Source organism: Ruegeria sp. AH7, assembly GCF_056541325.1.
In genome coordinates, this window is record NZ_JBQFYF010000001.1 from 461209 (window position 1) to 485948 (window position 24740).

20 protein-coding genes and 1 riboswitch are annotated in these 24740 nt (G+C 58.4%); of the genes, 11 read left to right on the forward strand and 9 right to left on the reverse strand.

What is annotated here, in order from left to right; all coding sequences use genetic code 11:
- Complete coding sequence (gene xseA / locus ACR0JX_RS02375) at nt 1-1485, reverse strand: exodeoxyribonuclease VII large subunit (protein ID WP_480541058.1); 1485 nt, start codon at nt 1483-1485, stop codon at nt 1-3.
- Nucleotides 1486-1560: 75 nt separating this feature from the next.
- On the opposite strand from xseA, the gene purD reads away from it, so the two are divergent.
- Nucleotides 1561-2823 (forward strand): phosphoribosylamine--glycine ligase, encoded by a 1263-nt coding sequence (purD, locus tag ACR0JX_RS02380; protein ID WP_480541060.1) that lies wholly within the window; start codon nt 1561-1563, stop codon nt 2821-2823.
- 80 nt (nt 2824-2903) lie between these two features.
- On the opposite strand, the gene ACR0JX_RS02385 is transcribed toward purD, so the two are convergent.
- The 5 genes from ACR0JX_RS02385 to ACR0JX_RS02405 all read right to left on the reverse strand — a co-directional run bounded on the left by ACR0JX_RS02385 (nt 2904) and on the right by ACR0JX_RS02405 (nt 6772).
- A complete protein-coding gene (locus ACR0JX_RS02385) occupies nt 2904-3659 on the reverse strand; it encodes an FG-GAP repeat domain-containing protein (protein WP_480541062.1) in 756 nt (251 codons plus the stop codon).
- Entirely contained in the window at nt 3659-3982 is a 324-nt protein-coding gene (locus ACR0JX_RS02390) for a 2Fe-2S iron-sulfur cluster-binding protein (RefSeq protein WP_480541064.1), read from the reverse strand. The genes ACR0JX_RS02385 and ACR0JX_RS02390 overlap by 1 nt, the downstream gene beginning before the upstream one ends.
- Before the next feature lie 195 nt (nt 3983-4177).
- Nucleotides 4178-5008 (reverse strand): TPM domain-containing protein, encoded by an 831-nt coding sequence (locus ACR0JX_RS02395; RefSeq protein WP_480541066.1) that lies wholly within the window; start codon nt 5006-5008, stop codon nt 4178-4180.
- A 115-nt stretch (nt 5009-5123) separates the two neighbouring features.
- Complete coding sequence (locus tag ACR0JX_RS02400; RefSeq protein ID WP_480541068.1) at nt 5124-5813, reverse strand: glutathione S-transferase N-terminal domain-containing protein; 690 nt, start codon at nt 5811-5813, stop codon at nt 5124-5126.
- A 23-nt stretch (nt 5814-5836) separates the two neighbouring features.
- The gene (locus ACR0JX_RS02405) at nt 5837-6772 is read right to left on the reverse strand and encodes an alpha/beta hydrolase (RefSeq protein WP_480541070.1); all 936 of its coding nucleotides are present in this window, start codon (nt 6770-6772) and stop codon (nt 5837-5839) included.
- Nucleotides 6773-6905: 133 nt separating this feature from the next.
- Nucleotides 6906-6983, forward strand: a riboswitch (SAM riboswitch).
- 64 nt (nt 6984-7047) lie between these two features.
- Between ACR0JX_RS02405 and metZ the strand changes: the two genes are divergently transcribed.
- Both metZ and folE2 read left to right on the forward strand, forming a co-directional pair.
- Nucleotides 7048-8238 (forward strand): O-succinylhomoserine sulfhydrylase, encoded by a 1191-nt coding sequence (gene metZ / locus ACR0JX_RS02410; protein WP_480541072.1) that lies wholly within the window; start codon nt 7048-7050, stop codon nt 8236-8238.
- Nucleotides 8239-8437: 199 nt separating this feature from the next.
- Nucleotides 8438-9538 carry a GTP cyclohydrolase FolE2 gene (gene folE2 / locus ACR0JX_RS02415; protein ID WP_480541074.1) on the forward strand — a complete coding sequence of 367 codons (1101 nt, stop codon included), beginning with the start codon at nt 8438-8440 and terminating at the stop codon, nt 9536-9538.
- Nucleotides 9539-9953: 415 nt separating this feature from the next.
- On the opposite strand, the gene ACR0JX_RS02420 is transcribed toward folE2, so the two are convergent.
- Nucleotides 9954-10382: a hypothetical protein gene (locus ACR0JX_RS02420; RefSeq protein ID WP_480541076.1), complete on the reverse strand. Its 429-nt coding sequence runs from the start codon at nt 10380-10382 to the stop codon at nt 9954-9956.
- Nucleotides 10383-10606: 224 nt separating this feature from the next.
- On the opposite strand from ACR0JX_RS02420, the gene ACR0JX_RS02425 reads away from it, so the two are divergent.
- Together ACR0JX_RS02425 and ACR0JX_RS02430 are read left to right on the forward strand one after the other, a co-directional pair.
- The gene (locus ACR0JX_RS02425) at nt 10607-12055 is read left to right on the forward strand and encodes a TrkH family potassium uptake protein (RefSeq protein WP_480541078.1); all 1449 of its coding nucleotides are present in this window, start codon (nt 10607-10609) and stop codon (nt 12053-12055) included.
- Nucleotides 12055-13629, forward strand: coding sequence for a 5-guanidino-2-oxopentanoate decarboxylase (locus tag ACR0JX_RS02430; protein WP_480541079.1), 1575 nt, complete (start codon nt 12055-12057; stop codon nt 13627-13629). The genes ACR0JX_RS02425 and ACR0JX_RS02430 overlap by 1 nt, the downstream gene beginning before the upstream one ends.
- 55 nt (nt 13630-13684) lie before the next feature.
- Here the strand turns inward: ACR0JX_RS02430 and ACR0JX_RS02435 are convergent, their stop codons facing one another.
- Entirely contained in the window at nt 13685-15424 is a 1740-nt protein-coding gene (locus ACR0JX_RS02435; protein WP_480541081.1) for a serine protease, read from the reverse strand.
- A 207-nt stretch (nt 15425-15631) separates the two neighbouring features.
- Here ACR0JX_RS02435 and ACR0JX_RS02440 point away from each other — a divergent pair, with 207 nt between their 5' ends.
- On the forward strand, nt 15632-16561 hold the full coding sequence (locus ACR0JX_RS02440; RefSeq protein WP_480541083.1) for a glycine--tRNA ligase subunit alpha: 930 nt from the start codon (nt 15632-15634) through the stop codon (nt 16559-16561).
- An 8-nt stretch (nt 16562-16569) separates the two neighbouring features.
- Here ACR0JX_RS02440 and ACR0JX_RS02445 read toward each other — a convergent pair whose 3' ends face one another.
- Nucleotides 16570-17202, reverse strand: coding sequence for a MarC family protein (locus ACR0JX_RS02445; RefSeq protein ID WP_480541085.1), 633 nt, complete (start codon nt 17200-17202; stop codon nt 16570-16572).
- A gap of 75 nt (nt 17203-17277) precedes the next feature.
- Here ACR0JX_RS02445 and ACR0JX_RS02450 point away from each other — a divergent pair, with 75 nt between their 5' ends.
- The 5 genes from ACR0JX_RS02450 to ACR0JX_RS02470 all read left to right on the forward strand — a co-directional run bounded on the left by ACR0JX_RS02450 (nt 17278) and on the right by ACR0JX_RS02470 (nt 24682).
- The gene (locus ACR0JX_RS02450; protein ID WP_480541087.1) at nt 17278-17799 is read left to right on the forward strand and encodes a DUF6446 family protein; all 522 of its coding nucleotides are present in this window, start codon (nt 17278-17280) and stop codon (nt 17797-17799) included.
- Between the two features lie 9 nt (nt 17800-17808).
- Nucleotides 17809-19020, forward strand: a complete 1212-nt coding sequence (gene gltS, locus ACR0JX_RS02455; RefSeq protein WP_480541089.1) for a sodium/glutamate symporter — start codon at nt 17809-17811, stop codon at nt 19018-19020.
- A 9-nt stretch (nt 19021-19029) separates the two neighbouring features.
- Nucleotides 19030-21249, forward strand: a complete 2220-nt coding sequence (gene glyS, locus ACR0JX_RS02460; protein ID WP_480541091.1) for a glycine--tRNA ligase subunit beta — start codon at nt 19030-19032, stop codon at nt 21247-21249.
- 64 nt (nt 21250-21313) lie between these two features.
- On the forward strand, nt 21314-23854 hold the full coding sequence (locus ACR0JX_RS02465) for a putative PEP-binding protein (protein ID WP_480541093.1): 2541 nt from the start codon (nt 21314-21316) through the stop codon (nt 23852-23854).
- A 186-nt stretch (nt 23855-24040) separates the two neighbouring features.
- On the forward strand, nt 24041-24682 hold the full coding sequence (locus tag ACR0JX_RS02470) for a cell wall hydrolase (RefSeq protein ID WP_480541095.1): 642 nt from the start codon (nt 24041-24043) through the stop codon (nt 24680-24682).
- Nucleotides 24683-24740: the final 58 nt, after the last annotated feature.

A 24740-nucleotide genomic window follows, 5' to 3' on the forward strand; every position in this document is an offset into this window, starting at 1 on the left:
TTAGAAGAGAGAGCCCTGATCGGGAGCATCTGTCTTAGCCTTTTTGGGGGGCGATTTGCTGGAACCTCCGGTCGTCAGGCGACCATCGGTGAACTCGATTTCCAGCACCAGGTGCTTGGAGGCTTGTGACTTGGTGGTAATCACGTCGCCCTCGGCCCGCACAACGGCATAGCCGCGTTCCAGCGTGGCTTTGTAGCTAAGCGTTTCGCGCAGGCGGTCTGTGGCATCCAGCTGTTGGCGCAGGCGATCCAATCGGGTGCTTTGAGCGGTGTCTAGTCGTTCGGCCAGTCTGTTGGTGGCTTGGCGCTGCTGGTCAATCTCGCGTTGGATCGGACGCACGGATAGGCGCGAAGACAGGTTGCGCAGGCTTTCCTGCCGAGATGCGACAACGCCGCGCAAGGTTGAGGGGCGCAGATGGGCCGACATCTCAACCAGTTGCAAGCGTCGGTTTTGCACGCCTCTGGTCAAAGCGGGTGTCAGTCGTTCTGCAATCAGATCAAGCCGTTGCCGGGGAGTGTTCAACAAACTATCCGGGCGCGGTAGGGCGCGGGCAATATCGCGCAAACGCTGGCTGCGGCGCTGGACCGCATCGCTGGCCGCACGGGACAGGCGTGCACCCTGTTCATTGGTCCAAGCCAGCAGCTCCATCCGGACGGGGACAGCCAGCTCAGCGGCAGCAGTCGGCGTGGGTGCCCGGCGGTCCGAGACAAAATCGATCAGCGTTGTATCCGTTTCGTGACCCACAGCCGAGATCAACGGGATGTCCGAGGCGGCAGTGGCACGTGCAACGCTTTCTTCATTGAACCCCCACAGATCTTCGATCGACCCGCCGCCGCGCGCAACGATGATCAGATCAGGTCGAGGCAACGCGCCCCCGGGTGTGAGCGCGTTAAACCCTTCGATGGCGCGGGTCACTTCAGGCGCGCAATTGGCCCCTTGAACGGCAACCGGCCAGATCAGAACCTTACGAGGAAAGCGATCCCGTAGCCGGTGCAGGATATCGCGGATTACTGCGCCGGAAGGTGACGTCACCACGCCTATGATCTGAGGCAAATATGGCAGTTGCTTCTTGCGTTCGGGCGCGAACAGTCCTTCGGCTTCCAACTGCTTTTTGCGCTTTTCCAGCAGCGCCATCAAAGCACCTTGTCCGGCGACGGCGACCTCATCCACGTTCATGTTGTATTTGGACTGTGCGCCAAAGGCGGTGAGACGTCCTGTGACAACAACCTCCAGCCCTTCTTCGGGGACAACAGACAGGCCCGAAATCTGACCTTTCCAGGTGGTGCAGGCCAGCACATTTCGATCATCTTTGATGTCGTAATAAAGGTGTCCTGAGCGCGCTTTGAACACCCGCCCGACCTCACCACGCACGCGGATTCGCCCAAAAGCGTCCTCGAGCGTCTTTTTCACCTCACCCGAGATGTCCGAGACAGAATATTCGGGAGTATTTTGACCGGGAATCGGGTCGTCGAGCAGGTCGGACATTTCAGCGCCTTGTGTCAAATGCCCACCCAGCTTAGAACGCCGCGCAGGCAAGGCCAAGCAGATCGGAGAGCTTTCATGAACATCCTTATTCTCGGCAGCGGCGGGCGCGAGCACAGCCTGGCCTGGGCGGTGATGCAGAATCCCAAATGTGACCGCTTGATCGTTGCGCCGGGAAATGCCGGGATCGCTCAGATCGCCGATTGTGCTGCGCTGGATATCGAGGATGGTGGCGCAGTGGTCAGTTTCGCCGAGGAAAACGCAATTGATTTCGTCATTGTCGGCCCCGAAGCGCCCTTGGCGGCAGGCGTTGCAGATCGTTTGCGAGAGGCTGGCGTGCTGGTCTTTGGCCCCTCGGCCGCAGCGGCGCAGCTTGAGGCCTCAAAAAGCTTTACCAAAGAGATTTGTGACGCAGCCGCAGCACCGACAGCGGCCTATGCAAGGTTCACCGAGGCGGAACCGGCAAAAGCCTATATCCGCGAACAGGGCGCACCCATCGTGGTCAAGGCCGACGGTCTGGCCGCAGGCAAAGGCGTGATCGTTGCGATGGACGTGCAAACCGCGTTAGAGGCCATCGATGACATGTTCGGCGGCGCTTTTGGGGGTGCAGGGGCCGAAGTTGTGATCGAGGAATTCATGGAGGGTGAGGAAGCCTCGCTCTTCGTGCTGTGCGACGGAGAGAACATCTTGTCGATCGGCACAGCACAAGACCACAAACGGGTGGGCGAAGGCGATACCGGGCTGAACACCGGTGGCATGGGCGCCTATTCTCCCGCTCCGGTTCTGAGCGCTGAGGTCGAAGCCCGTGCGATGGATGAAATCATCCGCCCGACCATGGCCGAGATGAAGCGACGCGGGATGCCGTTTCAGGGGGTGCTCTATGCCGGTTTGATGATCAAGGATGGGCAACCACGTTTGGTGGAATACAATGTGCGGTTCGGCGACCCCGAATGTCAGGTGCTGATGATGCGTCTGGGCGCGCAAGCTATGGATTTGATGCATGCAGCGGCCGAGGGGCGACTGGAGGAGACCCGGGTGAATTGGGCTGAGGACCATGCGATAACCGTGGTCATGGCTGCGCAGGGCTATCCCGGGGTGTATGAGAAAGGCTCTAACATCAAAGGTTTGGATGACCTGCCCGAAGACAGCAGCAACATGGTGTTTCATGCAGGCACCAAGGCCGTTGAGGGGCAGGTGCTGGCTTCTGGCGGTCGGGTGCTAAACGTCACTGCACGCGGGGAAACGCTGCACAAAGCGCGGGATCGGGCCTATGCGATGGTGGATGGTGTGGACTGGCCGGAGGGGTTCTACCGCCGCGATATTGGTTGGCGGGCGCTTTGAGCGACGGGCGGGCTAGGGGGCTTTGCCCCCTCGGCCTGCGGCCTCACCCCCAGGATATTTGTAGCCAGATGAAGTAGGGATCAGCATTTTAGGGCTTGGGTGAGGCTGTTGGGGCCGTTGAACGGGCCGAGAACGGTTTGGGTCCAAACGGATTGGTGCGAGACGCTGATGATCCGCGACCAATCGGCGTTGACAACGATCAGCTCCGCCTGGCCGTTGCAGAGGCGCAGGCCGCCCGAGATAAAATCCTCACCGATCTTGTGATTGGTCAGGCCTGGGATTGCGGCGATCTCGGTCAGCTGACCAGCTTTGAAGCGCCAGATACGCAGGGTTTTTGCGAGGTGAGGGCGGTCGATATAGGCAACCTCGACATGGCCGTCGCCATCCAGATCAGCAGCTCCGATTGGGGCCAGCCAACGGAAGCGTGTACCGATATACGGGGTGGCGGCGATTTTTGTTCCGGTTGTATCGTAGATAGCGAGTTGAGCACCACGCTGGTTTTGAGATTCAACGACGACAGCTTCGACATTGCCGTCGGAATCGACGTCCCAAAGCCGGGGCACCAAGTCTTCGAACACGCGATCTTCTGGCAGGGTGATGGTCGTGACCTTGGTGCCATCTTCACCTTTGACGCTTAATTCTAGCGCGCCGTATTCGATGTTGTCACCCAGGACACCATGCGCATAGCGCGTGGTTGGTTCCGTAAACCGGGCTGAGGTTATTGTATCGGCGGTTACAAAGCTTGCTCCGGCAAGCCACATGCAACACGCTGACAGAGCGCCGCGGGCCCGAAAGTGCCAGAGGCGAGCGGGCGGGCGCGGCGCTTTGGTTGGCATCAGATCTGCTTTTCGGGCATTTGTACAACCAGACCATCCAGTGCATCCGTCACCTTGATCTGGCAGGTTAGGCGCGAGCGGGCAGGGTCGGGCTCGTAAGCGAAGTCCAGCATGTCTTCTTCCATATCATCCTTGGCGGGGATTTTCTCGACCCAGTCAGGGTGGATATAGACATGGCAGGTTGAGCAGGCGCAGGCGCCGCCGCAATCGGCCTCAATGCCTGGAATATTGTTGTCACGGGCCCCTTCCATGACCGTCAGTCCGTTGGCAACCTCGACTGTATGTTCGATACCGCCATGCTCGACATAGGTGATCTTTGCCATTGCGTGCGTCTTCCTTCTGCAAGTGTCGAATTCTTCATTAGTCAAGGGAGCTAAGCGTTTCCAGTGGCAATTGCGACGCATCGCGCCGCAGATCGGCACTAGATACCAAAGTTCAACTCGGATTTGAGGACGCCAACACGTGGGCGACCCAATTCAGATGAGTCAAAGAGTAAGCAAGGGCTTGCGTATCTGATGCTACCAGCGTCCGGATGCTCCGCCACCCCCGGATCGGCCCCCTCCGAAACTGCTGCTGGTGCCGCTGGATACTTTTGGAATAGTGTACGAAGTTTCTTCGGAATAGTCGCAATTGAGGCACTCAATCCGGCGAATTCCCGAACCGGGCATTGTTTTGTTTGCCGCGATTCTGACCCGACGGCTCTGCCTTAGGCTGCGTTTCCCACATTTTGGGCAGGTTTGAAATCGAGCCAAACCATCGCTTATTGTGCTGCGGAGATTGAACAAAAGCATCGCCAGCGCAAACGCTGCAAAAATCCAAAGACCGGGATCATCACTTGTTTTCTTGGTGGGCGCATCTTCTCCGGCGCGGAACGGGTATACCAGCTTTTCTATGATGGCTGTGGTTCCGAGTTTGATCCCGTTTGAATAGCTGCCTGCTTTGAAGGCCGGAATGAACTTGCTGTCGACAATTTGTTTCGCCCGGTCATCCCAAGCGCGCCCATATGCAGCCCCAAGCTCTATTCGCATTGCCCTATCGTCACGCAGGACCATTACAAGGACACCATCATTTCGCGATGAGGCGCCAATCCCCCAATGATTAAAAAGCCCTGTGGCAAATTGCTCGAGCGTCCGGTTGGGCGCATAGTTGTTTTGAGTGTGCAGAGTGAGAATAGTCATCTCAACCCCGGTCTCCCTTTTGAGTTTCTGCAGTTGTTGTGAAACAGCCTGCTCATCCAGCGGGCTAAGCAAATCAGCGAAGTCGTTGACGGTCGTGTTTTTGTATTCTGGATAGGTCTGTCCCAGTGCGGCACTGGCCCAAGCCATCAATAGGATAAAGGCAATTCTCATGGTTGCTCACAGGTTTTTGTGAATCCTACAGCAGGAAAATGGAACAGCAATTGCTAAATACTTAGTCCCCAATTTGGTGGGTTTATTACTGACTGATGTGGGTCTCTTGTCATGTTTATCGTTTGAACAAAACGCTTTGCGCTGTTTTGTCCTGATGGTCGCCTCGTAGCTCTGCATATAGGGCGCGACCTGCCTGTACCGCCGGGCGGGCACCGACTGCGTTGAGCCAGCGTGAGAAATGCGGTTTGTTTTCAAGCTGCTGCTGCTGGCCTTCCCATAGGCTGGCCCAACCCCAGATCGCCATATCGGCGATCGAGTAGAAATTGCCCGCGACATACTCACTTTCGGCCAGTCGTCGATCGAGCACGCTGTAAAGGCGCCCAACCTCGGCGCGATAGCGATCCTTGGCATAGGGCAGGTCCTGGGGTGGGTCCATCTGAGGGGCATATTTCAGGAAGTGATGCGCTTGTCCGGCCATCGGGCCTACACCGCCCATCTGCCACATCAGCCACTCTTCGACGGCGATACGGTCACGTTCGGATTCGCCATAGAAACGTCCGGTCTTGCGCGCCAGATACATCAAGATCGCGCCACTTTCGAACACGGAAACGGGTGCGTCATTCGGGCCGTCAGGGTCAACGATGGCAGGCATCCGGTTGTTGGGCGAAATCTTCAGAAAGTCAGGATCGAACTGGTCGCCCTTGCCAATATTAATCAGATGGGTGGTGTAAGGCAGTTCCATCTCTTCCAAAGCGATGGATACCTTCCAGCCATTTGGCGTGGGCCAGAAATACAGATCGATCATGATATCTCCTCAAGCTGAGGGGATCATGATGCTTTCTGAGCAAACGGCAAGAGGGCCTGCGGACGGGGGAGTGCAAAAAGCCGTGACCAACGCTTGTGCGGTGTTTCGGGGATACCGCGCTTAAGCGTTTGTAGGCATAAACGCTCGGTGTCGCGCAGCAAGGCATTATAGACCCGCAGCACGCCGGGGCGTGTGTAACTGGACCAATGACAGATGCGCCGTTCAGGCGATGCTACTGGGAATATCAGAGCCGACAGTTGGTCTACCGTAGCCGGGCAATCGATCTGCAATGTAACAGCGTTTGGCGCCGTCAGTCCCGCGCCAATACTGAGATCCCCACGACAGGGCGGCTGGATGAAGGATTCATAAAGAAAATCAAATAGATCGTTCTCGCGGCTGATGATATTGATGAACTCGGCCTCGCGCCCGGCGGGCGTTGTCAGGGCCGCGATAGTGCGGGATTGATAGGCGGCCCCGGTGAGGGAAACGATCCGGCTGAGCGCGCCTGTTGGAACGTGATGAAGCGCCTCAAGCGCCAGTTCGGTACCCATCGAGTGGCCGATGAAATGGATCGGACGCTGAGGATTCAAGTTATGGACGTGACGAATGACTTGTGCCAGGACCTTGCCTGCCTCAACAGCGCGACGTTGCGCCGACCAGAGTGGGCCGCGCGCGTCCCAACCAAAAGCGATGGCCAGACCTTCGTCTTCGAACCCGCTGCCAAAGCCAAGATGTTGCGGCCAACTGGGGCTGTACCAGGGCATCGTCTTGGGATGCAGCGACAAGATATGACGGTGAGGACAGGCATCGGCATCATCCGGCCGGTACTTGTACCCGTGGGTCATGATAATGACAGGTCCGTCGGACAGCTGGCTCTGCTGCAAAGCCCCGATCAAGGGGCGGGAACTTCCGTGCAACTCAGCACGGCCATTGACAGCATTGATCCTGACTATTGGCATATGCTCTGCCTCACACAAGATGTTGTGGTGCCGCTTTGTCATAACGCTATGACGCTTCCATGACTGAACGATTACAGAACCGTGACGTTGCAGGTGTCGGGCTTGACGAATTCGCAACTGCGGCGTATGGGCAACAACACCACGTGGCGATTTGTTACCGGATTGCGGGCCACGCTAAACAACACCGCTAAAAGGTCAGGATGAAAGGCCCCTTTCGCTTGACCGCGTCTGGGGTTTTTTTATGCCCCTCGGGGGTCGAGGCCGAAAGGAATGACATGAGCGAGAGCTGGAACAAACGCACTCAGGCCGTCCATGGCGGCATTCGTCGCAGTCAGTACAATGAGGTAAGCGAGGCGATCTTCCTGACCCAGGGCTTTGTCTACGACAATGCCGAGCAGGCCGAGGCCCGGTTTCTGGAATGCGGCCCTGATGAGTTTATCTATGCCCGTTACGGCAATCCGACTGTGTCCATGTTCGAACAGCGCATCGCCGCGATGGAAGGGGCCGAGGATGCCTTTGCTACCGCGTCAGGGATGGCTGCTGTCAATGGTGCACTGACCTCGATGCTGAAGGCTGGGGACCATATCGTTTCGGCCAAAGCGCTGTTTGGGTCCTGTCTATATATCGTTGAAAACATCCTGACCCGGTTCGGGGTTGAGGTGACTTTTGTGGATGGCACAGATCTTGAGCAGTGGGATGCTGCAATTCGGCCAGACACCAAGGCGGTGTTCTTCGAATCCATGTCGAACCCGACACTTGAGGTGATCGATATCGAGGCGGTCGCCAAGCTGGCACATGCGGCAGGTGCTTTGGTCGTGGTGGACAATGTGTTCTCGACCCCCGTATTTTCGCGTGCGATCGAGCAAGGCGCGGATGTAGTTGTGTATTCGGCCACCAAACATATTGACGGACAGGGACGCGCCTTGGGCGGTGTCATCATCGGCACACGAGACTTTATTCGAGGCACGGTCGAACCCTATCTGAAACACACCGGTGGTGCGTTGAGCCCATTCAATGCTTGGGTCATGCTGAAAGGTCTGGAAACCATGGCGTTGCGCGTGAACGCGCAGGCGGCCACAGCCCAACACATCGCCGAAGCGTTGGCAGGACATCCTGCTTTGAAGCGGACGCTTTATCCAGGGCTGAAAACCCACGCGCAGAACGCACTGGTGCGGTCGCAATTGGGCGGAAAAGGTGGCACAGTTCTGTCGCTTGACATCAAAGGCGGCAAAGAGGCTGCGTTCAAGTTTCTTAATGCTATGACGATCCCCGTGATCTCGAACAATCTTGGCGATGCGAAATCCATTGCCACCCATCCGGCGACCACCACACATCAGCGCTTGAGTGACGAGCAGAAGGATGAGTTGGGCATCACCCCCGGTTTGATCCGGTTTTCGGTGGGGCTTGAGGACGCAAATGATCTGCTGACGGACATCCGCAACGCTTTGAAGGCGTCACAAACCTGAGGAGATTGGGGGCGAAAATACCTCCAACTTTTGGATAAGACGCGGCGTATCCCCGTGCTCGCCGTCGGTATCGGCCTAAAAACGCCGGTATTTTTCATTTCATTTCAATCCGGAATGGTATCGCGTCCGTAAAACGCTACACTGGCAAATGAACTGCAGTCATCTATATCAAGGATGACCAATTGAGGACCCTCAGCCAATGAACGTTCATCCGCGCGATATTGATACTCCGGACCGTGACGAGGCCGCCGCCGCCCTGAAGCTGCTGCGCAAATGGGCCGAAACTGCATCGTCTCTTGAGATTTCGCAGCTTGATCCGGCTGTGGCGCGGCTGATCCCGGGGTTCAATGCACAGAATTATCCGGCGCTCGCGCGGGAGTATCCCGAAGAATTTGCGGTGGATGCCGCCTATCGCGCCTCGCTACCCGATCTGCAAAACGGTCCCTCTAGTTTGATCCGTGGTGCAAAGCAGCAGATCCAGCACGTCGGAATTTCCAACTTCCGCCTGCCAATCCGCTTTCATCGCAAGGGCGGCGATGACCTGACGCTTGAGACCTCGATCACAGGCACCGTAAGCCTTGAGGCCGAGAAGAAGGGCATTAACATGTCCCGCATCATGCGCTCGTTCTACAAACATGCGGAAAGGACGTTCAGCTTCGAGGTGATCGAGGCCGCGCTGAGCGATTATCTGACCGATCTTGACAGTTTCGATGCCCGCATCCAGATGCGATTTTCCTATCCGGCGAAGGTAGAAAGCCTTCGTTCGGGGCTGATAGGCTATCAGTACTATGACATCGCGCTGGAACTGGTCGAACAGAACGGTGTGCGTCAGAAGATCATGCATTTGGACTATGTCTATTCTTCGACTTGCCCCTGTTCGCTGGAGCTGAGCGAGCATGCGCGGTCGCAGCGGGGGCAGCTTGCAACGCCGCACTCTCAACGTTCGGTCGCGCGGATTTCCGTTGTGGTGGATTGCGATGCAGATTGCCTGTGGTTCGAAGACCTGATCGAGCTGTGCCGCCGCGCCGTGCCGACAGAAACGCAGGTCATGGTGAAACGTGAAGATGAACAGGCCTTTGCCGAATTGAACGCGGCCAATCCAATCTTCGTCGAAGACGCCGCGCGGCTGTTCTGTGCGGAACTGTTGGCCGACCATCACGTCGGTGACTTCCGTGTGATCGCAAGCCATCAGGAAAGCCTGCACAGCCACGACGCGGTTTCGGTTTTGACCGAGGGTCCCACCTTCGAGTCGGTCAGTCTGGACCCAAGACTGTTCACAACCCTGTTCCACGTCGGGTAACGACAGCGCCTAAGCGCCTGGATTTTCATCACAAAGAACGCGTATCAGCGCCCTATCGCCGCATTGCAGCAAAAATGCTGCACTTGCGTGATGTTGTAGTGTAAGAATGTTCGGGAATGCAGCTGCCGCATGATGGGCTTTGACCTGCGTGCTGCCCCGGAAGGACACCGAGACGTGCCACGCCTTAGACTGCAATACCCAAAGCTCTGCCCAGATGATCTGGGCGGACAGGGACACTCACCCTCAGATTTCAGGCTGCTTCGCTGTTACAGGAGAGACATGTAATGAATCCAATTACCCAACCGCTGGAGTTTCAGGCAGCGGCATTTCGCGTGGCTGGTTACGCCATGGTGAGCCAAATCAAGATCATGCAAATCGTTGCCCGCTCGGCAATGGAATTTCCATTGGCTCAGGTTCAGGCAGTGCAGACGACGGCACTGGGTTCGACCCCGGTAACCAAAACGCCTGCACCCAAGAAACCTGTCGCAAAACGTGCCAAAGCCACCCCGGCAAAAAAACCCGCTGCATCAAAGCCTAAGGCGGCAGCAACAGCGACGCCCAAAGCAGCAGCAACAGCGAAGTTCAAGGCCAAACCGCGCACAGCAGCTAAACCTGCACCTGCAGCAAAGCCCACAATTGTGGCCAAATCCGAGCCGGTGGCGAAGCCTACAGCTGCAGCCAAATCGCCTGTCAAAGCGGAAGCCGCCATCAACAAACCTGCAGCGCCCGTAACAAAGACTGCAACGCCAAAGCCCGCTGTTGCTAAACCCGTCGCGGCGAAACCAGCGCCGAAAGCGCGGGCTTCAAAACAGGTTACTCCTAAGCCCACGGTTGCAAACGCCACTGCAACACCAGCAAAAACGGCAGCTGCCCCTAAAGCTGCGTCCAAGCCGCAGCAGGCGACTGCGGTGAAAACAGCGCAGGCGGCCGAATCTCCGAAACCTCAAGCCCGCCGTACACGCGCGCCGTCAAAACCGCCTGCAATGCCCAAGGCAACCCAGAGTTCCGACGAATAATCGCGGATCATCTGCTTGACACGGTCGGGTCGGCGCGCCAACGCTGCGCCTCATGATGGATCTTCGCCCGGTCGGATATGTGATTGGCTTGCTGGTCGCCATTCTTGGGGCGACCATGCTGCCGCCTATGGTTGCCGACCTGATCGAAGGACGCGGCGAATGGCATGTCTTTTTGGAAAGCGCCATTATTACCATGCTGGCGGGTTCGGTTCTGGCCATCAGTTGCTCGAACGGGGTGGGCGAAGGTCTGACTATTCGTCAGACCTTTTTGTTAACCACGGGCGTCTGGGTTGCCTTGCCAGTCTTTGGGGCGATCCCGTTTCTGTTTGGTGAAACCGAACTGCGCTTTGTCGATGCGTATTTCGAGGCGATGTCAGGGCTGACCACCACCGGTTCAACGGTCATTTCAGGCCTGGATGATCTGCCCCAAGGTTTGTTGCTTTGGCGTGGCATTTTACAGTGGCTAGGCGGCATCGGTATCATTGTTGTCGCCATGGTGTTCCTGCCCGAGCTACGCGTGGGCGGGATGCAAATCTTCCGTTCGGAAGGGTTTGAAACCATGGGGAAAATCCTGCCTCGTGCGCAGGAGATTGCGGGCCAGATATCCCTGATCTACGTGTTCCTGACGGTTGTCTGTATGTTGGTCTACGCGGCACTGGGCATGGGGTTTTTTGATGCGCTGGTGCACGCCTTCACGACAATCTCGACAGGCGGGTTTTCGAACTATGATGCCTCATTCGGGACGTTTACAGGGCCGTCGGAATATGCCGCATCGGTTTTCATGATTTTGGCGGCACTCCCTTTTGTGCGCTACGTGCAGCTTGCCAACGGGCATACGCTTTCACTGTGGCGTGACAGTCAGATCAGAGCATTCATAGCCACGATATTGGTTCTGGTCGTCGTCATGTCGGTGTTCCTGACATCGGTGTTTCCACACCATTGGGAACAGGCCTTCCGGGAGTCCCTGTTTAACATCACGTCGATCATTTCAGGGACAGGTTATGCCAGCGTTGACTATATGAACTGGGGTAGCTTTGCGATCATGTTGTTTTTCTTGATCGGCCTGATCGGCGGTTGCGCAGGCTCGACCGCCTGTTCGATCAAGGTGTTCCGCTATCAACTGCTGTTTGCGTCGATCAAAACGCAAATCCGGCGCATTCGATCACCACATGGCGTGTTTGTACCCTTGTATGACGGCCGCCCTGTCAGCCGGGATGTTCTGACCTCGGTCATGAGCTTTTTCATGTTCTTTGTGCTGTCGATGGGCGTACTGTCTTGGGCGCTGGCCCTGACCGGGTTGGATTTCATCACCTCGGTTTCTGGCGCGGCCACCGCTCTGGCCAATGTGGGCCCGGGGCTAGGCGAACAGATCGGGCCGGCAGGCAACTTTTCCGGGCTGAACGATACGGCGAAGTGGCTGTTGATCATCGGCATGCTCGTGGGACGGCTGGAGCTGTTGGCCGTTTATGCAATCTTTACCGTTCAATTCTGGAGAAGCTGATGAAAAGACCCCTTGGCGCGCAACTCTCGCACATGCTCAGGGATCGAGGCGTCGATGTGATCTTTGGCATTCCGGGTGTGCACAATCAGGAACTGTATAGGGGTATCGAAGAGGCGGGGATCACCCATGTTCTGGCGCGGCACGAACAAGGGGCGGGGTTCATGGCCGATGGCTATGCCCGTGCGACCGGTAGACCGGGTGTGGCCTATGTGATCACCGGGCCGGGGCTATGCAACATCATGACGCCCATGGGGCAGGCCTACAGCGACTCGGTGCCGATGCTGGTTCTTTCATCCTGTCTGGATGAGACGCAGGAGTATCGCGGCCAGTTGCATCAGATGAAGGATCAGCAAGCGGCGGCGGGAACTGTCGCAGACTGGTCCGCACAGGCGAATACGGCACAGGCTGCCTATGGTTTGGTGGAACGTGCATTTGAGGAGTTTGAACTCAACCGCCCCCGGCCCAAGCATATTCAGGTGCCCATTGCGCAGCTGGAAGCGGATGCTGATCCGGCCCCGTTTCCGAACCAACCCGCGCTGCGCACCAAGGCGCAGCCGCCCGATGTCGCACCGGCTGTCTCGCTGCTGAACCTTGCCAAACGACCGTTGTTCATTCTGGGGGGCGGTTGCCGGTCGAACGAATGGCGGCAAATCCTGACACAGTTGGGCGCGGCCTGTTTCACCACCTATGCCGGACGCGGGATGGCTGGGGTGAATTATCCGCTGGATTTCGGGGCAATGCTGCCCCGACCCGGCAGCGCCGAGGTCATCGCCTCTGCCGATCTGGTGATCGCGGTTGGTGCAGAGCTGGGAGAGGTCGATCTGTGGCGGCGCGAGCTGGGGCACAAAGCCACCCTGATCCGCGTTGATCTGGACCCCGAGGTTCTGTCAGATCATCACCGGGCCGCCGTCAAAATTCAGGCGGATAGTGCAAGTTTCGCGCGGGCGCTATGGGCCGTCACCGAAGATGCCAAACCCGCCACGGGCTGGACCGCGGAAGAGGTTGCCGAAACGCGCGCCCGCTGGCGGGCTGAGGTGGATGCCGAACGGCCAGGCATTGTGCCGGTTGTCGACGCCCTGCGCGCCGCGATGCCTGTTGATACGATGATCTATTCCGATATGACCCAGTTCGCCTATGTCGCGAAAGAAGTTTGGGATATGGCCTATCCCCACCATTGGCACCACCCAACAGGCTTTGGCACGTTGGGATATGCTTTGCCTGCCGGGATCGGCGGGGCGATTGGGCGCAGAGGCAAACTCACGGCGGTGATCGCCGGGGACTACGGGTTCCACTATACGATGCAGGAACTGGGGGTTGCGGTGGAACTGGGTCTGCCTCTGCCCATCATCCTGTGGGACAATGGCAAGCTGAAAGAGATCGAAGACAGTATGTTCCGCAGTCAGATCGCCCCGAATGCGGTTGTGGCGCGCAATCCCGATTTTTGCAAACTGGCCGAGGCGTTTGGTGCACGATCTGCTGCGCCCTCTACGCTGGATTCTTTGCAGGATGCCGTGCGCGCCGCGTTTGAGGCCGACGGACCAACATTGATCCACGTCACGCCAGATATCCTGTGAAACGAAAAGCGCCGCAAAGGTCTGCGGCGCTTTCATTTTTTCTCTCGCAGCGACTTTAGTCCCAGCAATGCACCAGAACTGTCATGCCTGTCGCCCGGCGGTTCAACTCGTTGGGTGAGATTTGTGTGCTTTCCTGACTGGGCTGTCCGGACACACCGGCCTGGGTCAACACATCTGTCAAACGCGCGGCGGTTGCGGCAAGGCTGACCGAGGCGGGCAGGGTGCGCCCCTCGGTCGGGGTTGGCAGCAGCATGCCCACAACATTGCCGCTGTCGTTGAAGACAGGGCCGCCCGCATCACCAGGCTGGGCGTTCAGGGCCAGACGTTTCACACCTTCTTCTCCGTTCAGGCCACGGATATCTGCGATCTGCCCATAAGTCAGGGTCGGGGCGCCAAGCGCACCCTGATAGGAAAAGCCGGATACCGCGACCTCGGATTGAATGCGCGGCGTGTCCGCGCTGAAGGCGGCGACATTCATCGGCGCAAGGCTCTGACTGGGGCGCAGGACCGAGACACCCAGATCGGCATCGGTCCAAGCCACCTGAACCTCCTGATCGCCGTCCAGCGTAATCCGGGTGCAGTTATCTGCCGCCTCGGACACGGTCAGAACCGCCCCGCTGGTATCGGCAAAGAAACCCGAACGCGACAGGCGCGGTTTGCGCACTTGCAGGCCCGAAATCAGGTCGATCCGCTGATCCGCGGATGCGCCTGCTGCTGAGTCCAGAACCGCATCGGTGGTCGCAAAGCTCTGCGCCATGGCGGCCAGAACACGCAGGCGGCGCGCCTCGTCCCCTTCCGGCCAGACCAGAGTGAACCCTTTGATCTGCCCGTCTTTCAGCGAGGCCTGTGTGAACGAAACAATGCCGTTTCCGCGACCTTCCAACGAGAACCGATCACCGCGCAGTTCACGCGGGCCATCAAGCGGTACGATTTCCAGTGACTGCATCACTTCATACAGCGCCCGCAAGGTAGATTTGTCGCCCGCCTGCGAGATCAGCAGCGCCTGAGCACCGATATCATCGCTTGATTTGAAATGGACAAACGGAGCCTCGTAGCGGTCAAATTCCAGCGCGCCCAATGGCATGTCCAAAGACACACCAGCCTGATCGTCGGCATAAGATGCCATCCCGACGCTGATCAGCGGCGCGTTGTAGTCATCCATTAGGGCCTTGCGCTGCAATGTTGTCAGAACGCCCGTCGGCTCATAACCGTTGAAACGCTGCCAATCGCCCATCGAGCGGCGGGTTCCCTGACCAAATGCGCCATCGATGGACGAGTTATAGAACCCAGCGGCCTGCAAGGCGGTTTGCAGGTCTTTCCGCTCCTGCGCAGTTAGCAACCGTTCTGATTGCAGCGCTTCGGCGCGTGTTTCGTCTGCGTCCTGCGGGGTGACCTCTGACAGGTTCTGTTCCGGCTGTGGTTCCGGTTCAACCGGGGGCGCAACTACCCCACGATCCAGAAGATTAACGCCTATAGGCCAAAATTGCTGACCCAGATCATTGGAAAACGCAATGAAGCTGTCGCGCGGGATTTGCCTCTCGGCGCGATAGACTCGAAGAACCTGTTCCGCGTCGCTGCGGGCATAGGGGCCGATCACAATGGCGTACCAGCCACTGTTCAGGCGGAACCCGTTCACATCGGGCAGAGCGCTGGCATAAGCCTGCGCACGATCCTGCGCTTCACGCAAGGAAGGCTGGGCTTCGACTTGCACCCAGACGCCTTGGTCTTGCTGTGCAGATGCGGTGTGCACTCCCAATAGAAGAAACAAAAGAAATGCCGTCAAAACTCGTGTCATATTCTGCCCGTTTTATGCAGTGTTGAACATTTCGCGCAGAATACGCGATTTCGCGGTCTAAATACCATGGCGGGAATACGGGGAATTTACGGTGTGGCCATGCAGATACAGCATGGGGCCATTGGCCCGTTGACGCCCCTTGGCCCCTTGCATAGGAAGGGCAAAACCGACCGGAACAGGGCGCAAGCGACGCCCAAAGGGAATGTCATGACCGAACCGTCCAGCGCACCGCGTTCTTTTCAGGAAATTATCCTGCGGCTTCAGACCTATTGGGCGTCCAAGGGCTGTGCGATCCTGCAACCCTATGACATGGAGGTCGGGGCAGGGACGTTCCACCCGGCGACCACGTTGCGCGCGCTGGGATCCAAGGCCTGGGCCGCAGCCTATGTGCAACCCTCGCGCCGCCCGACCGACGGGCGGTACGGTGAGAACCCCAACCGGTTGCAGCATTACTATCAGTATCAGGTACTGATCAAACCCAGCCCGCCGGATTTGCAGGACCTGTATCTGGGCTCGCTGCAGGCCATCGGCATCGATATGGACCTGCACGACATCCGGTTCGTCGAGGATGACTGGGAAAGCCCGACACTTGGCGCCTGGGGTCTGGGATGGGAGGTCTGGTGCGACGGCATGGAGGTCAGCCAGTTCACCTATTTCCAACAGGTCGGCGGCCATGACTGCGCCCCGGTCTCGGGCGAGCTGACCTATGGGTTGGAACGTCTGGCGATGTATGTGCTGGGCATCGATCACGTGATGGACATGCCGTTCAACGACCCGCAATCCCCCAGCCCGCTGACCTATGGCGATATCTTCAAGCAAACCGAAGAAGAATACGCCCGTTGGAACTTTGACGTGGCCAATACCGAGGTCTTGCTGCGCCATTTTGAAGAGGCCGAGGCAGAATGCGCCACTATTCTGGCGCAGGAACACGATGATCCCAAGACCGGCAAGCGTATCGTCATGGCACATCCGGCCTATGACCAGTGCATCAAGGCCAGCCACATCTTCAACCTGTTGGACGCACGGGGGGTGATCTCGGTCACGGAACGCCAGGCCTATATCGGCCGGGTGCGCGCGTTGGCAAAGCAATGTGCCGATGCCTTTGTCCAGACCGAGGCCGCCGGGTTCGGGGCCTGATGCGCGGCTTAGGCCAATCCAGGCAGCAACACCTTAAGGCCGTCGGCGATCATGCCAATGGCGATGGCCGACAGGATCATGCCCATGAAGCGGCTCATGATCACGCGGGCATTTTCGGACAGGCGCTTGGCCAAGGCCGAGGCGTTCCAGAACGTGACGAACAGCATCGCAACGACGACCAGAAAAACACCTGCGTAAGCAATGGCTTCAACGGGCTTCTTTATGTGACTTGCATACAAGATCAATGTGGTGATCGTGCCGGGGCCGACCAGAATTGGAAAGGCCAGCGGATAAAACGCCACAGTCTCGGGCGCCGGATAGGATTTCTTTTCTCCTTCTGTCCCGTGGTGCGAACTGCTCTCGTTCCCGTTCAGCATGTTCAGCCCGATCATCAGAACCACCAGCCCGCCGGCCACGCGCAGGTCATCAACACTGATGCCAAACAGCCCCAGCGCCTGATTGCCGATCAGCGCAAAGGCCGATCCCAGGATCAGGCAGTAGGTCGCTGTTTTCGCGGCAACTTTGCGCTGGTCTGGAACGGGAAGATCCTGCGTGACACTCAGAAACACGGGCAGGTTTGTGACCGGGTTCATGATCGCAAACAGTGCGCCAAAAAAACCGACGGCAAGGGTGGTATCCATGCGGGTTGCCTCGTTTCGTCCTGTACAGCTGCGGACCCTGTCCTATTTTCTGCCAATATGAAAGAGGCGTCATAGATGACCGGAAAATTGCTCGCTCTGATCCTATTGTTGTCGGCCGCTTTGGCGGGCGGTGGGATGTATTATCTGCAGGTCTATGGCTTCTATTACGAGGTCGCGCCGCAGCCCGGTCAGGATGTGCTTTTGCTGGCGAAGGGGGCGGATCAACCCCAAGCGATTGCCTATACCGCGTTTCAGGCAATCGACGCCGATAGCTCTCCGATTCGCTACCGGGCGTGTTTCGAGACGGACCTGACGCCAGATCAGATGACCGCTTTCACTCCGGTGGAAGACCCTGAACCCCTGACCGCGCCGGGTTGGTTCGATTGCTATGACGCGCCCGCCTTAGCGGATGCGCTGAAAGACGGGCAGGCGCAAGCGTTCATGGGCGCCAAGAATATCCACTATGGCGTTGATCGCATCGTGGCCGTGACTCAAGACGGCAAGGGCTATGTCTGGCACGCGCTCAACAATTGCGGTGAAAAGGCCTATGACGGTACGGTAGTGGGCGAAGAATGCCCGCCCAAACCGCAGGAATAGGGGAACGCTGTGAGCCATGTCGTCGAAATCCCCGATTTTCTGACGGCCACGCTGGGCTTTGCCGTCTATCTGATCGGGGCTGAGATCAACGCCCGGGTTTCTGCGTTGCGCAGCTTCAACATCCCCGAGCCCGTGACAGGGGGGCTGCTGGCATCAATCGTCGTGCTGCTGCTCTATCTGCTGTTCGGGGTCGAGCTGTCCTTTGGCCTGACAGCCCGTGATTTCCTGCTGGTACTGTTTTTCGCTGGGATCGGTCTAAACGCACGCCTGTCGGATCTGATCGCTGGCGGCAAGCCTTTGCTTTTGTTGTTGATCCTGACATTGGCGACCATCGTGTTCCAGAACGTCATCGGTGCTGCGGGCGCGGCTCTGTTTGGCTATCCTGCGCAGGCGGGGGTTCTGTTCGGGTCTGCCGCGCTGATCGGGGGGCATGGAACAGCGATTGCCTGGGCCCCCGAAGTGGCCCAGGCGACAGGGCTGGACGGTGCGACCGAACTGGGCGTTGCCGTTGCGACTTTGGGTCTGGTTCTGGCTGCCCTTGTAGGCGGCCCCATTGCGCGCCTGTTGATCGAAGGGCGAAACCTCAGCCCCAGTAGGCCCGAGGAAGAACACAGCGTCGGCCTGCCCGATGACGCCACTGATGCAAAAACCCAGATCAACCACCTGACGATCATGCGGGTGTTGCTGTATCTGAACCTGGCAATCATCACGGGATATGGGCTGGATCAGGTGATTAGCGCGGCGGGCCTGAAACTGCCTCTGTTCGTGCCCTGCCTGATCATGGGCATTGTCATCGCCAATCTGCGCACGGCCATCTTTCCGGGCGCGCCCAAAGTGTCACGAACCCCGTCGCTGGCACTCATCTCGGAATTCGCGTTGGGGGCCTTTCTGGCCATGTCGCTCATGAGCCTGCAACTCTGGACAATCGCCGAGCTGGGGCTTGCCATAGCAGTGATCATGACCGCCCAGACTCTGTTTGCGGTTTTGTTCGTGCTTTGGGTTCTGTTCCCCGTCATGGGCTCGAACTACCGCGCCGCAGTTCTGGCCGCCGGTTTCGGCGGCTTTGCCTTGGGCGCAACCCCCACCGCAATTGCAAATATGACCGCCGTAACCAAGCGATATGGTCCGTCGCCTATTGCCTTTATCGTGCTGCCCCTTGTATCCGCCTTCTTTGTGGATATAGCCAATGCCATCGTCATTCAGACGATTGTGAATTTCTAAGGACCGACTATGCCCGACCTGTTGATCGAACTGTTCTCTGAGGAGATCCCCGCGCGTATGCAGACCCGCGCCGGAGATGAGCTGAAAAAGCGGATCACTGATGGTTTGGTCGAGGCCGGTCTGACCTATGCCGGGGCCGCCGCCCTGACCACGCCGCGCCGCCTGACGCTGGCGGTCGAGGGGGTGCTGTCCGAGAGCCCGACGATCCGTGAGGAACGCAAAGGTCCCAAGGTTGGTGCGCCAGACAAGGCGATCGAAGGGTTTCTGCGCGGCGCGGGCCTGACACGGGATCAGTTGGAAGAACGCGAGACACCCAAAGGCGCTGTTTATTTCGCCACCGTCGAAAAAGCTGGGCGTCCTGCGGCCGAGATCGTGGCCGAAGTGCTTGAGGCCACCATCCGCAACTTCCCTTGGCCCAAATCGATGCGCTGGGGCAGTGGCCCGATGCGCTGGGTGCGGCCCTTGCACTCGATCCTGTGCATCCTCAGCGATGAGGCGGGCGCGCAGGTTGTGCCTTTGGAGATCGAGGGGATCAAAGCCGGAGATACCACCGAAGGCCACCGTTTCATGGCGCCGAACCGGTTCTCGGTCACATCGTTCGAGGATTACGCAGCCCAGTTGAAACGCGCCTTTGTGGTCTTGTCGCCCGAAGAACGCGCCGAGCATATCTGGAACGACGCCCAGAACATGGGTTTTGCCGCCGGTCTTGAGGTGGTCGAAGACAAGGGCCTGCTGGCCGAGGTCGCCGGTCTGGTCGAATGGCCCGTTGTCCTGATGGGTCAGATCGACGAGGGGTTCCTGGAACTGCCGCCCGAGGTGCTGCAAACCTCGATGAAAGAACATCAGAAGTTCTTTTCCGTGAAGAACCCTAAAACGGGCCGGATCGAACGGTTCATCACCGTCGCCAACCGCGAAACCGCCGACAATGGCGCAACCATTTTGGCGGGGAACCAAAAGGTGCTTTCGGCCCGTCTGGCTGATGCGAAATTCTTCTGGGAGAACGACCTGCGCGTTGCCAAATCGGACATCGCCCAATGGACCCGCGCGCTGGAGAATGTGACCTTCCACAACAAGCTGGGCACGCAGGCCGAGCGGATCGACCGCATCGCCGCACTGGCCCGCGAATTGGCCCTGGTGACCGGCGCGGATGCGGATCAGGCCGAGAAAGCCGCGCGTCTGGCCAAGGCCGATCTGAGTTCCGAGATGGTCTATGAATTCCCCGAACTTCAAGGTCTTATGGGCCGCTACTATATTGAGGCCGCAGGCGAAAATGCCGCCGTGGCCGCCGTGGCGCAGGAACATTACTCGCCACTGGGACCGTCAGATGAGGTGCCGACCGCACCGATTTCGGTGACCGTGGCGCTGGCCGACAAGCTGGATACGCTGACCGGCTTCTGGGCGATTGACGAGAAACCGACCGGATCAAAAGACCCATTTGCGCTACGCCGCGCGGCGTTGGGGGCTATTCGACTGATCTTGGACAACGATTTGCGTATCAATTTGGACCGTTTCTTTGACAGCCAGTTGGTTCGCGCGGAGAGCGCTATTAATGAGGCGCTGCCGGATGCGAGTGTCCGCGACCTTTTGGAGGAGATCGCCGATCATGGCGTCTTTGGTGCTGCATTCCAGACAGTTAAGGACAAGGTCGGAGGATTGCCTGCAGCTGCTTTTCTGGAGCTCGAGAATAAGGTTCCTGACGCATCCGACGATCTCCTCTCCTTCTTCCACGACCGCCTCAAGGTCTTCCTCCGCGACGAGGGTATCCGCCACGACATCATCGACGCCTGTATCGCGATGGAAGGCAATGACGACCTCAACCTGCTGGTCAAACGCGCCCGAGCTCTGAACACGGTGATCGCGACCGAGGATGGCGAAAACCTCGTGCAAGGGTTCAAGCGCGCCAATAACATCCTGACGCAGGCCGAAGAGAAGGACGGGGTCGAATACTCCTACGGCGCGGATGTGAAGTTTGCAGAGACGGACAGCGAAAAGGCGCTGTTTGCCGCGTTGGATCAGGCGCAAAAGCAGATCGATCCGGCGTTGAAGGCTGAGGATTTCCCGACCGCCATGGCCGCCATGGCAAGCTTGCGCGCGCCAGTGGATGCGTTTTTCGAGGACGTGCAGGTCAACACCGACAATGACATCCTGCGCCGCAACCGTCTGAACCTGCTCAGCCAAATCCGCACGATCTGTTCCAGCGTTGCCGATCTGACCAAGATCGAAGGATAAGCCAGATCGCCCTTGCGCCGTTGGTGCAAGGGCTTATGCTGCGGCGAAGCTAAAAGGTGCCGCAGTGCAGAATAACCCGCATACCACGCTCATCACGCCCAAAGCGCCCGTTGCCGCCAATACCCATGGCGGGCGGGCTAAGTGTCTGCAACGTCTGGTTCGACTGGACATGCCGGTGCCGCGCACCGTGGCGCTGTCTTTTGATCTGGTGCAACAGATTGCCGATGGTCAGGTGCCTGACATTACCGCGATTTTGGAACAGTTTGACGACACGGCGTTGCTGTGCGTGCGACCCAGTTCCGAAGACCCCGATTGGGGCGGGCCAGGTGCGGTTCTGAACATCGGAATGAACGACGCGCGCTATGTGGACCTATCTGATCAGATGGGGGCCGAAGCTGCCGCCGCGCTGTATCTGAGATTTGTTCAAAGCTACGCCATCCACGTCGCGCGGCTGGATGCGGATGTGTTTGATGACATCGAAGCTGATGGCAGCGAAGGGTTAAAACTGTCTCTGCGCGCTTATGAGGATGAGACCGACGAGGCCTTTCCCCAGGATCGCGGAGAGCAGTTGGTCGGTGTCTTACGATCCATGGCGCGGGCGTGGGATGGCACGTCGGCTCGGTTGCTGCGTCAGGCTAAAGGAGCCCCTGCAGATGCGGGGCTTGGGTTGGTCATTCAGGAAATGATACCCGGAGTGGGGCAGGGCGAATGCGGCTCGGGTGTATTGCAACTGGTTGATATCACAACCGGAATGCCACAGATCACCGGGCGGTATCTGAGCCAGAGCCAGGGGCGCGATGCGTTGGGCGAAGGTGTTGCGGCGCTGTACTTGGAAAAAGACCCGCGCGGGCAGTCACTGGAAGAACTGGCACCCAAAGCTTTTGCCGATCTCAAAGCGCAGGCCGCGCTGATGCGCGAGAAACTGCGCGAGGAAATGCAGGTCGAGTTTGTGATCGAAAACGGCCATGTGCATATTCTGGATGGCGTGCGGGTGCAGCGGTCCGCCCGCGCGGCGATGCGGATTGCGGTGCGGTTGGCCGAAGACGGGATCATCCCACCGCAAGAGGCGGTGATGCGCGTCGATCCGCACGCGTTGAACGAGCTGTTGCACCGTCAGGTCCACCCAGATGCAAAGCGCGATATCCTGACGACGGGTATCGCGGCCAGCCCCGGAGCGTCAACGGGCAAGATTGTGTTCACCGCGGCTGAGGCACAGGCTAGCGCCGCGCGGGGCGAGGCTTGTATCCTGGTCCGCCGCGAAACCTCGCCTGAGGACGTGCGGGGCATGCATGCGGCAGTCGCGGTTCTGACGGAAAAGGGCGGTATGACGAGCCACGCGGCGGTGATCGGGCGCGGGTTGGGCCTGCCTTGCATCGTCGGGGCGTCGGGGATGCGCTTCCAGACCAAGAAAAAGCTTCTGACTGCGCCGGATGGACGGATGTTCAAAACCGGGGATGTTCTGACCATCGATGGGACGTCAGGACAGGTTCTGGCAGGGCAGCCCGCGATGCTGGAAGCGGCTTTGGACGATTGTTTTCAGACGCTTATGGGCTGGGCAGACGCCGAGCGGGATATTGCGATTCGGGCCAATGCGGATACACCGGCAGACGCCCAGACCGCGCGCAATTTCGAGGCGCAAGGCATCGGACTGTGCCGGACCGAGCATATGTTCTTTGATCCCGGCCGCCTGATCGTCATGCGTGAGATGATCTTTGCGCAGACCCCATCTGGGCGGTCTGCGGTGCTGGAACGACTGCTGCCTATGCAGCGCGAGGATTTCATCCAGCTGTTCCGGATCATGGAAGGCCAGCCGGTTTGTATCCGCCTGTTCGATCCACCGCTACATGAGTTTCTGCCGACCACTCGCAGCGGTCAACGCGAACTGGCCGAGGCGCTGGATTTGCCGGTCTCCGACGTTGAGCGCCGAGTTGAGGCGATGTCGGAATACAATCCGATGCTGGGCATGCGCGGCGTGCGGCTTGGGGTGACCGTACCCGAGATATACGACATGCAGGCCCGCGCGATCTTTGAAGCCACGTTGGAGGCCAGCAAAAACGGCGCGCCGGTGGTGCCCGAGGTGATGATCCCGCTGGTATCAGCCAAGCGCGAGGTTGAGCTGGTCAAATCCCGCATCGACTCGGTGGCTGCGGCAGTCGCTTCCGAAAAAGGCCAGGAGTTTGAGTATCGGCTTGGGGTGATGGTTGAAACGCCGCGCGCCTGTTTGCGGGCGGAAGAGATTGCACCACATACGTCTTTCCTGAGCTTCGGAACCAATGACCTGACCCAGATGACGTATGGCCTATCGCGCGATGATGCGGGCCGGTTCATGTCGGCCTATGTCCGGCAGGGAGTGTTTACCGAAGATCCGTTCCATGTTCTTGATCCGGATGGGGTGGGCGAGTTGCTGAAACTTGGCGCTGAACGCGGGCGTCTGGCCAAGCCTGACGTCACTCTATCGGTCTGCGGTGAACATGGGGGTAACCCCGAATCAATCGCCATTTGCCGTGATCTTGGGTTTGACTATGTTTCCTGCTCGCCGTTCCGGGTGCCCGTCGCTCGGCTGGCTGCCGCTCAACTGGCGATTTCGTCCAGACTTGGGGGTTGACAGCGGGCTGAAACCCAAGAAATGGTGGGTTACAGGCACTCTTGTGGAGAATTTTTTCTTCTCCACAAGCGATTTTCCACTTGCTTTTTCTTCTGATCTGGACGTTTGCGCCAGACTGCGCTAAATGCCTCGACGCGCCCGCCGGGGGAGGGTTTGGCGCGTTAAGTGCCTGTGCGAGGTTATCTGATGCTACGTTACATAATGGCTGTTGCCACATTGGCAGCAACCATGCTGCCAAGTGCTTCCTTCGCCGAGAGGGAAGCAACCGATTCTGCTAAGCAAGAACTTGTCGCCCGCAATGAATTGCCGGCGCAAAGTTTCCGTGACTATTTCAAATTGTTCAAGCCGCGCAAGTCGGTCGAACCAATTCAAGTCTCCTATTCCAAGGACTGGCTGGACCAGCAACCAAAAGCCACCGGGGATGAGAACTGGCAATGCCTGGCTGAGGCGCTGTATTTCGAAGCCCGTGGTGAAAGCGTGCGCGGTCAGTTTGCCGTGGCCGAAGTGATCCTGAACCGGGTCAAAAGCAGCCGCTTTCCTGACAGCCTGTGCGGTGTGATCCGCCAGGGCACGGGCAAAAAATACCAGTGTCAGTTCACCTATACCTGTGATGGCCGCAAAGAGGTGATCCACGAACAGAAAGCGTTCGAACGTGTATCAAAAGTGGCGCGCGCGGCCATTGACGGGATCTCGAAGGAATTGACCGAAGGGGCGACCCATTATCACACAACCGCTGTGCGTCCGTCCTGGGCGCGGGTCTACAAACAGACGGCCAAGATCGGTGTGCATATCTTCTATCGCCACAACTACCGGACGGCGAGCAACTGATTGACGCACCCGCGCTGGAAGCTTGATGGCGCGGGGCATGTTGCGGTCTATATTGCGG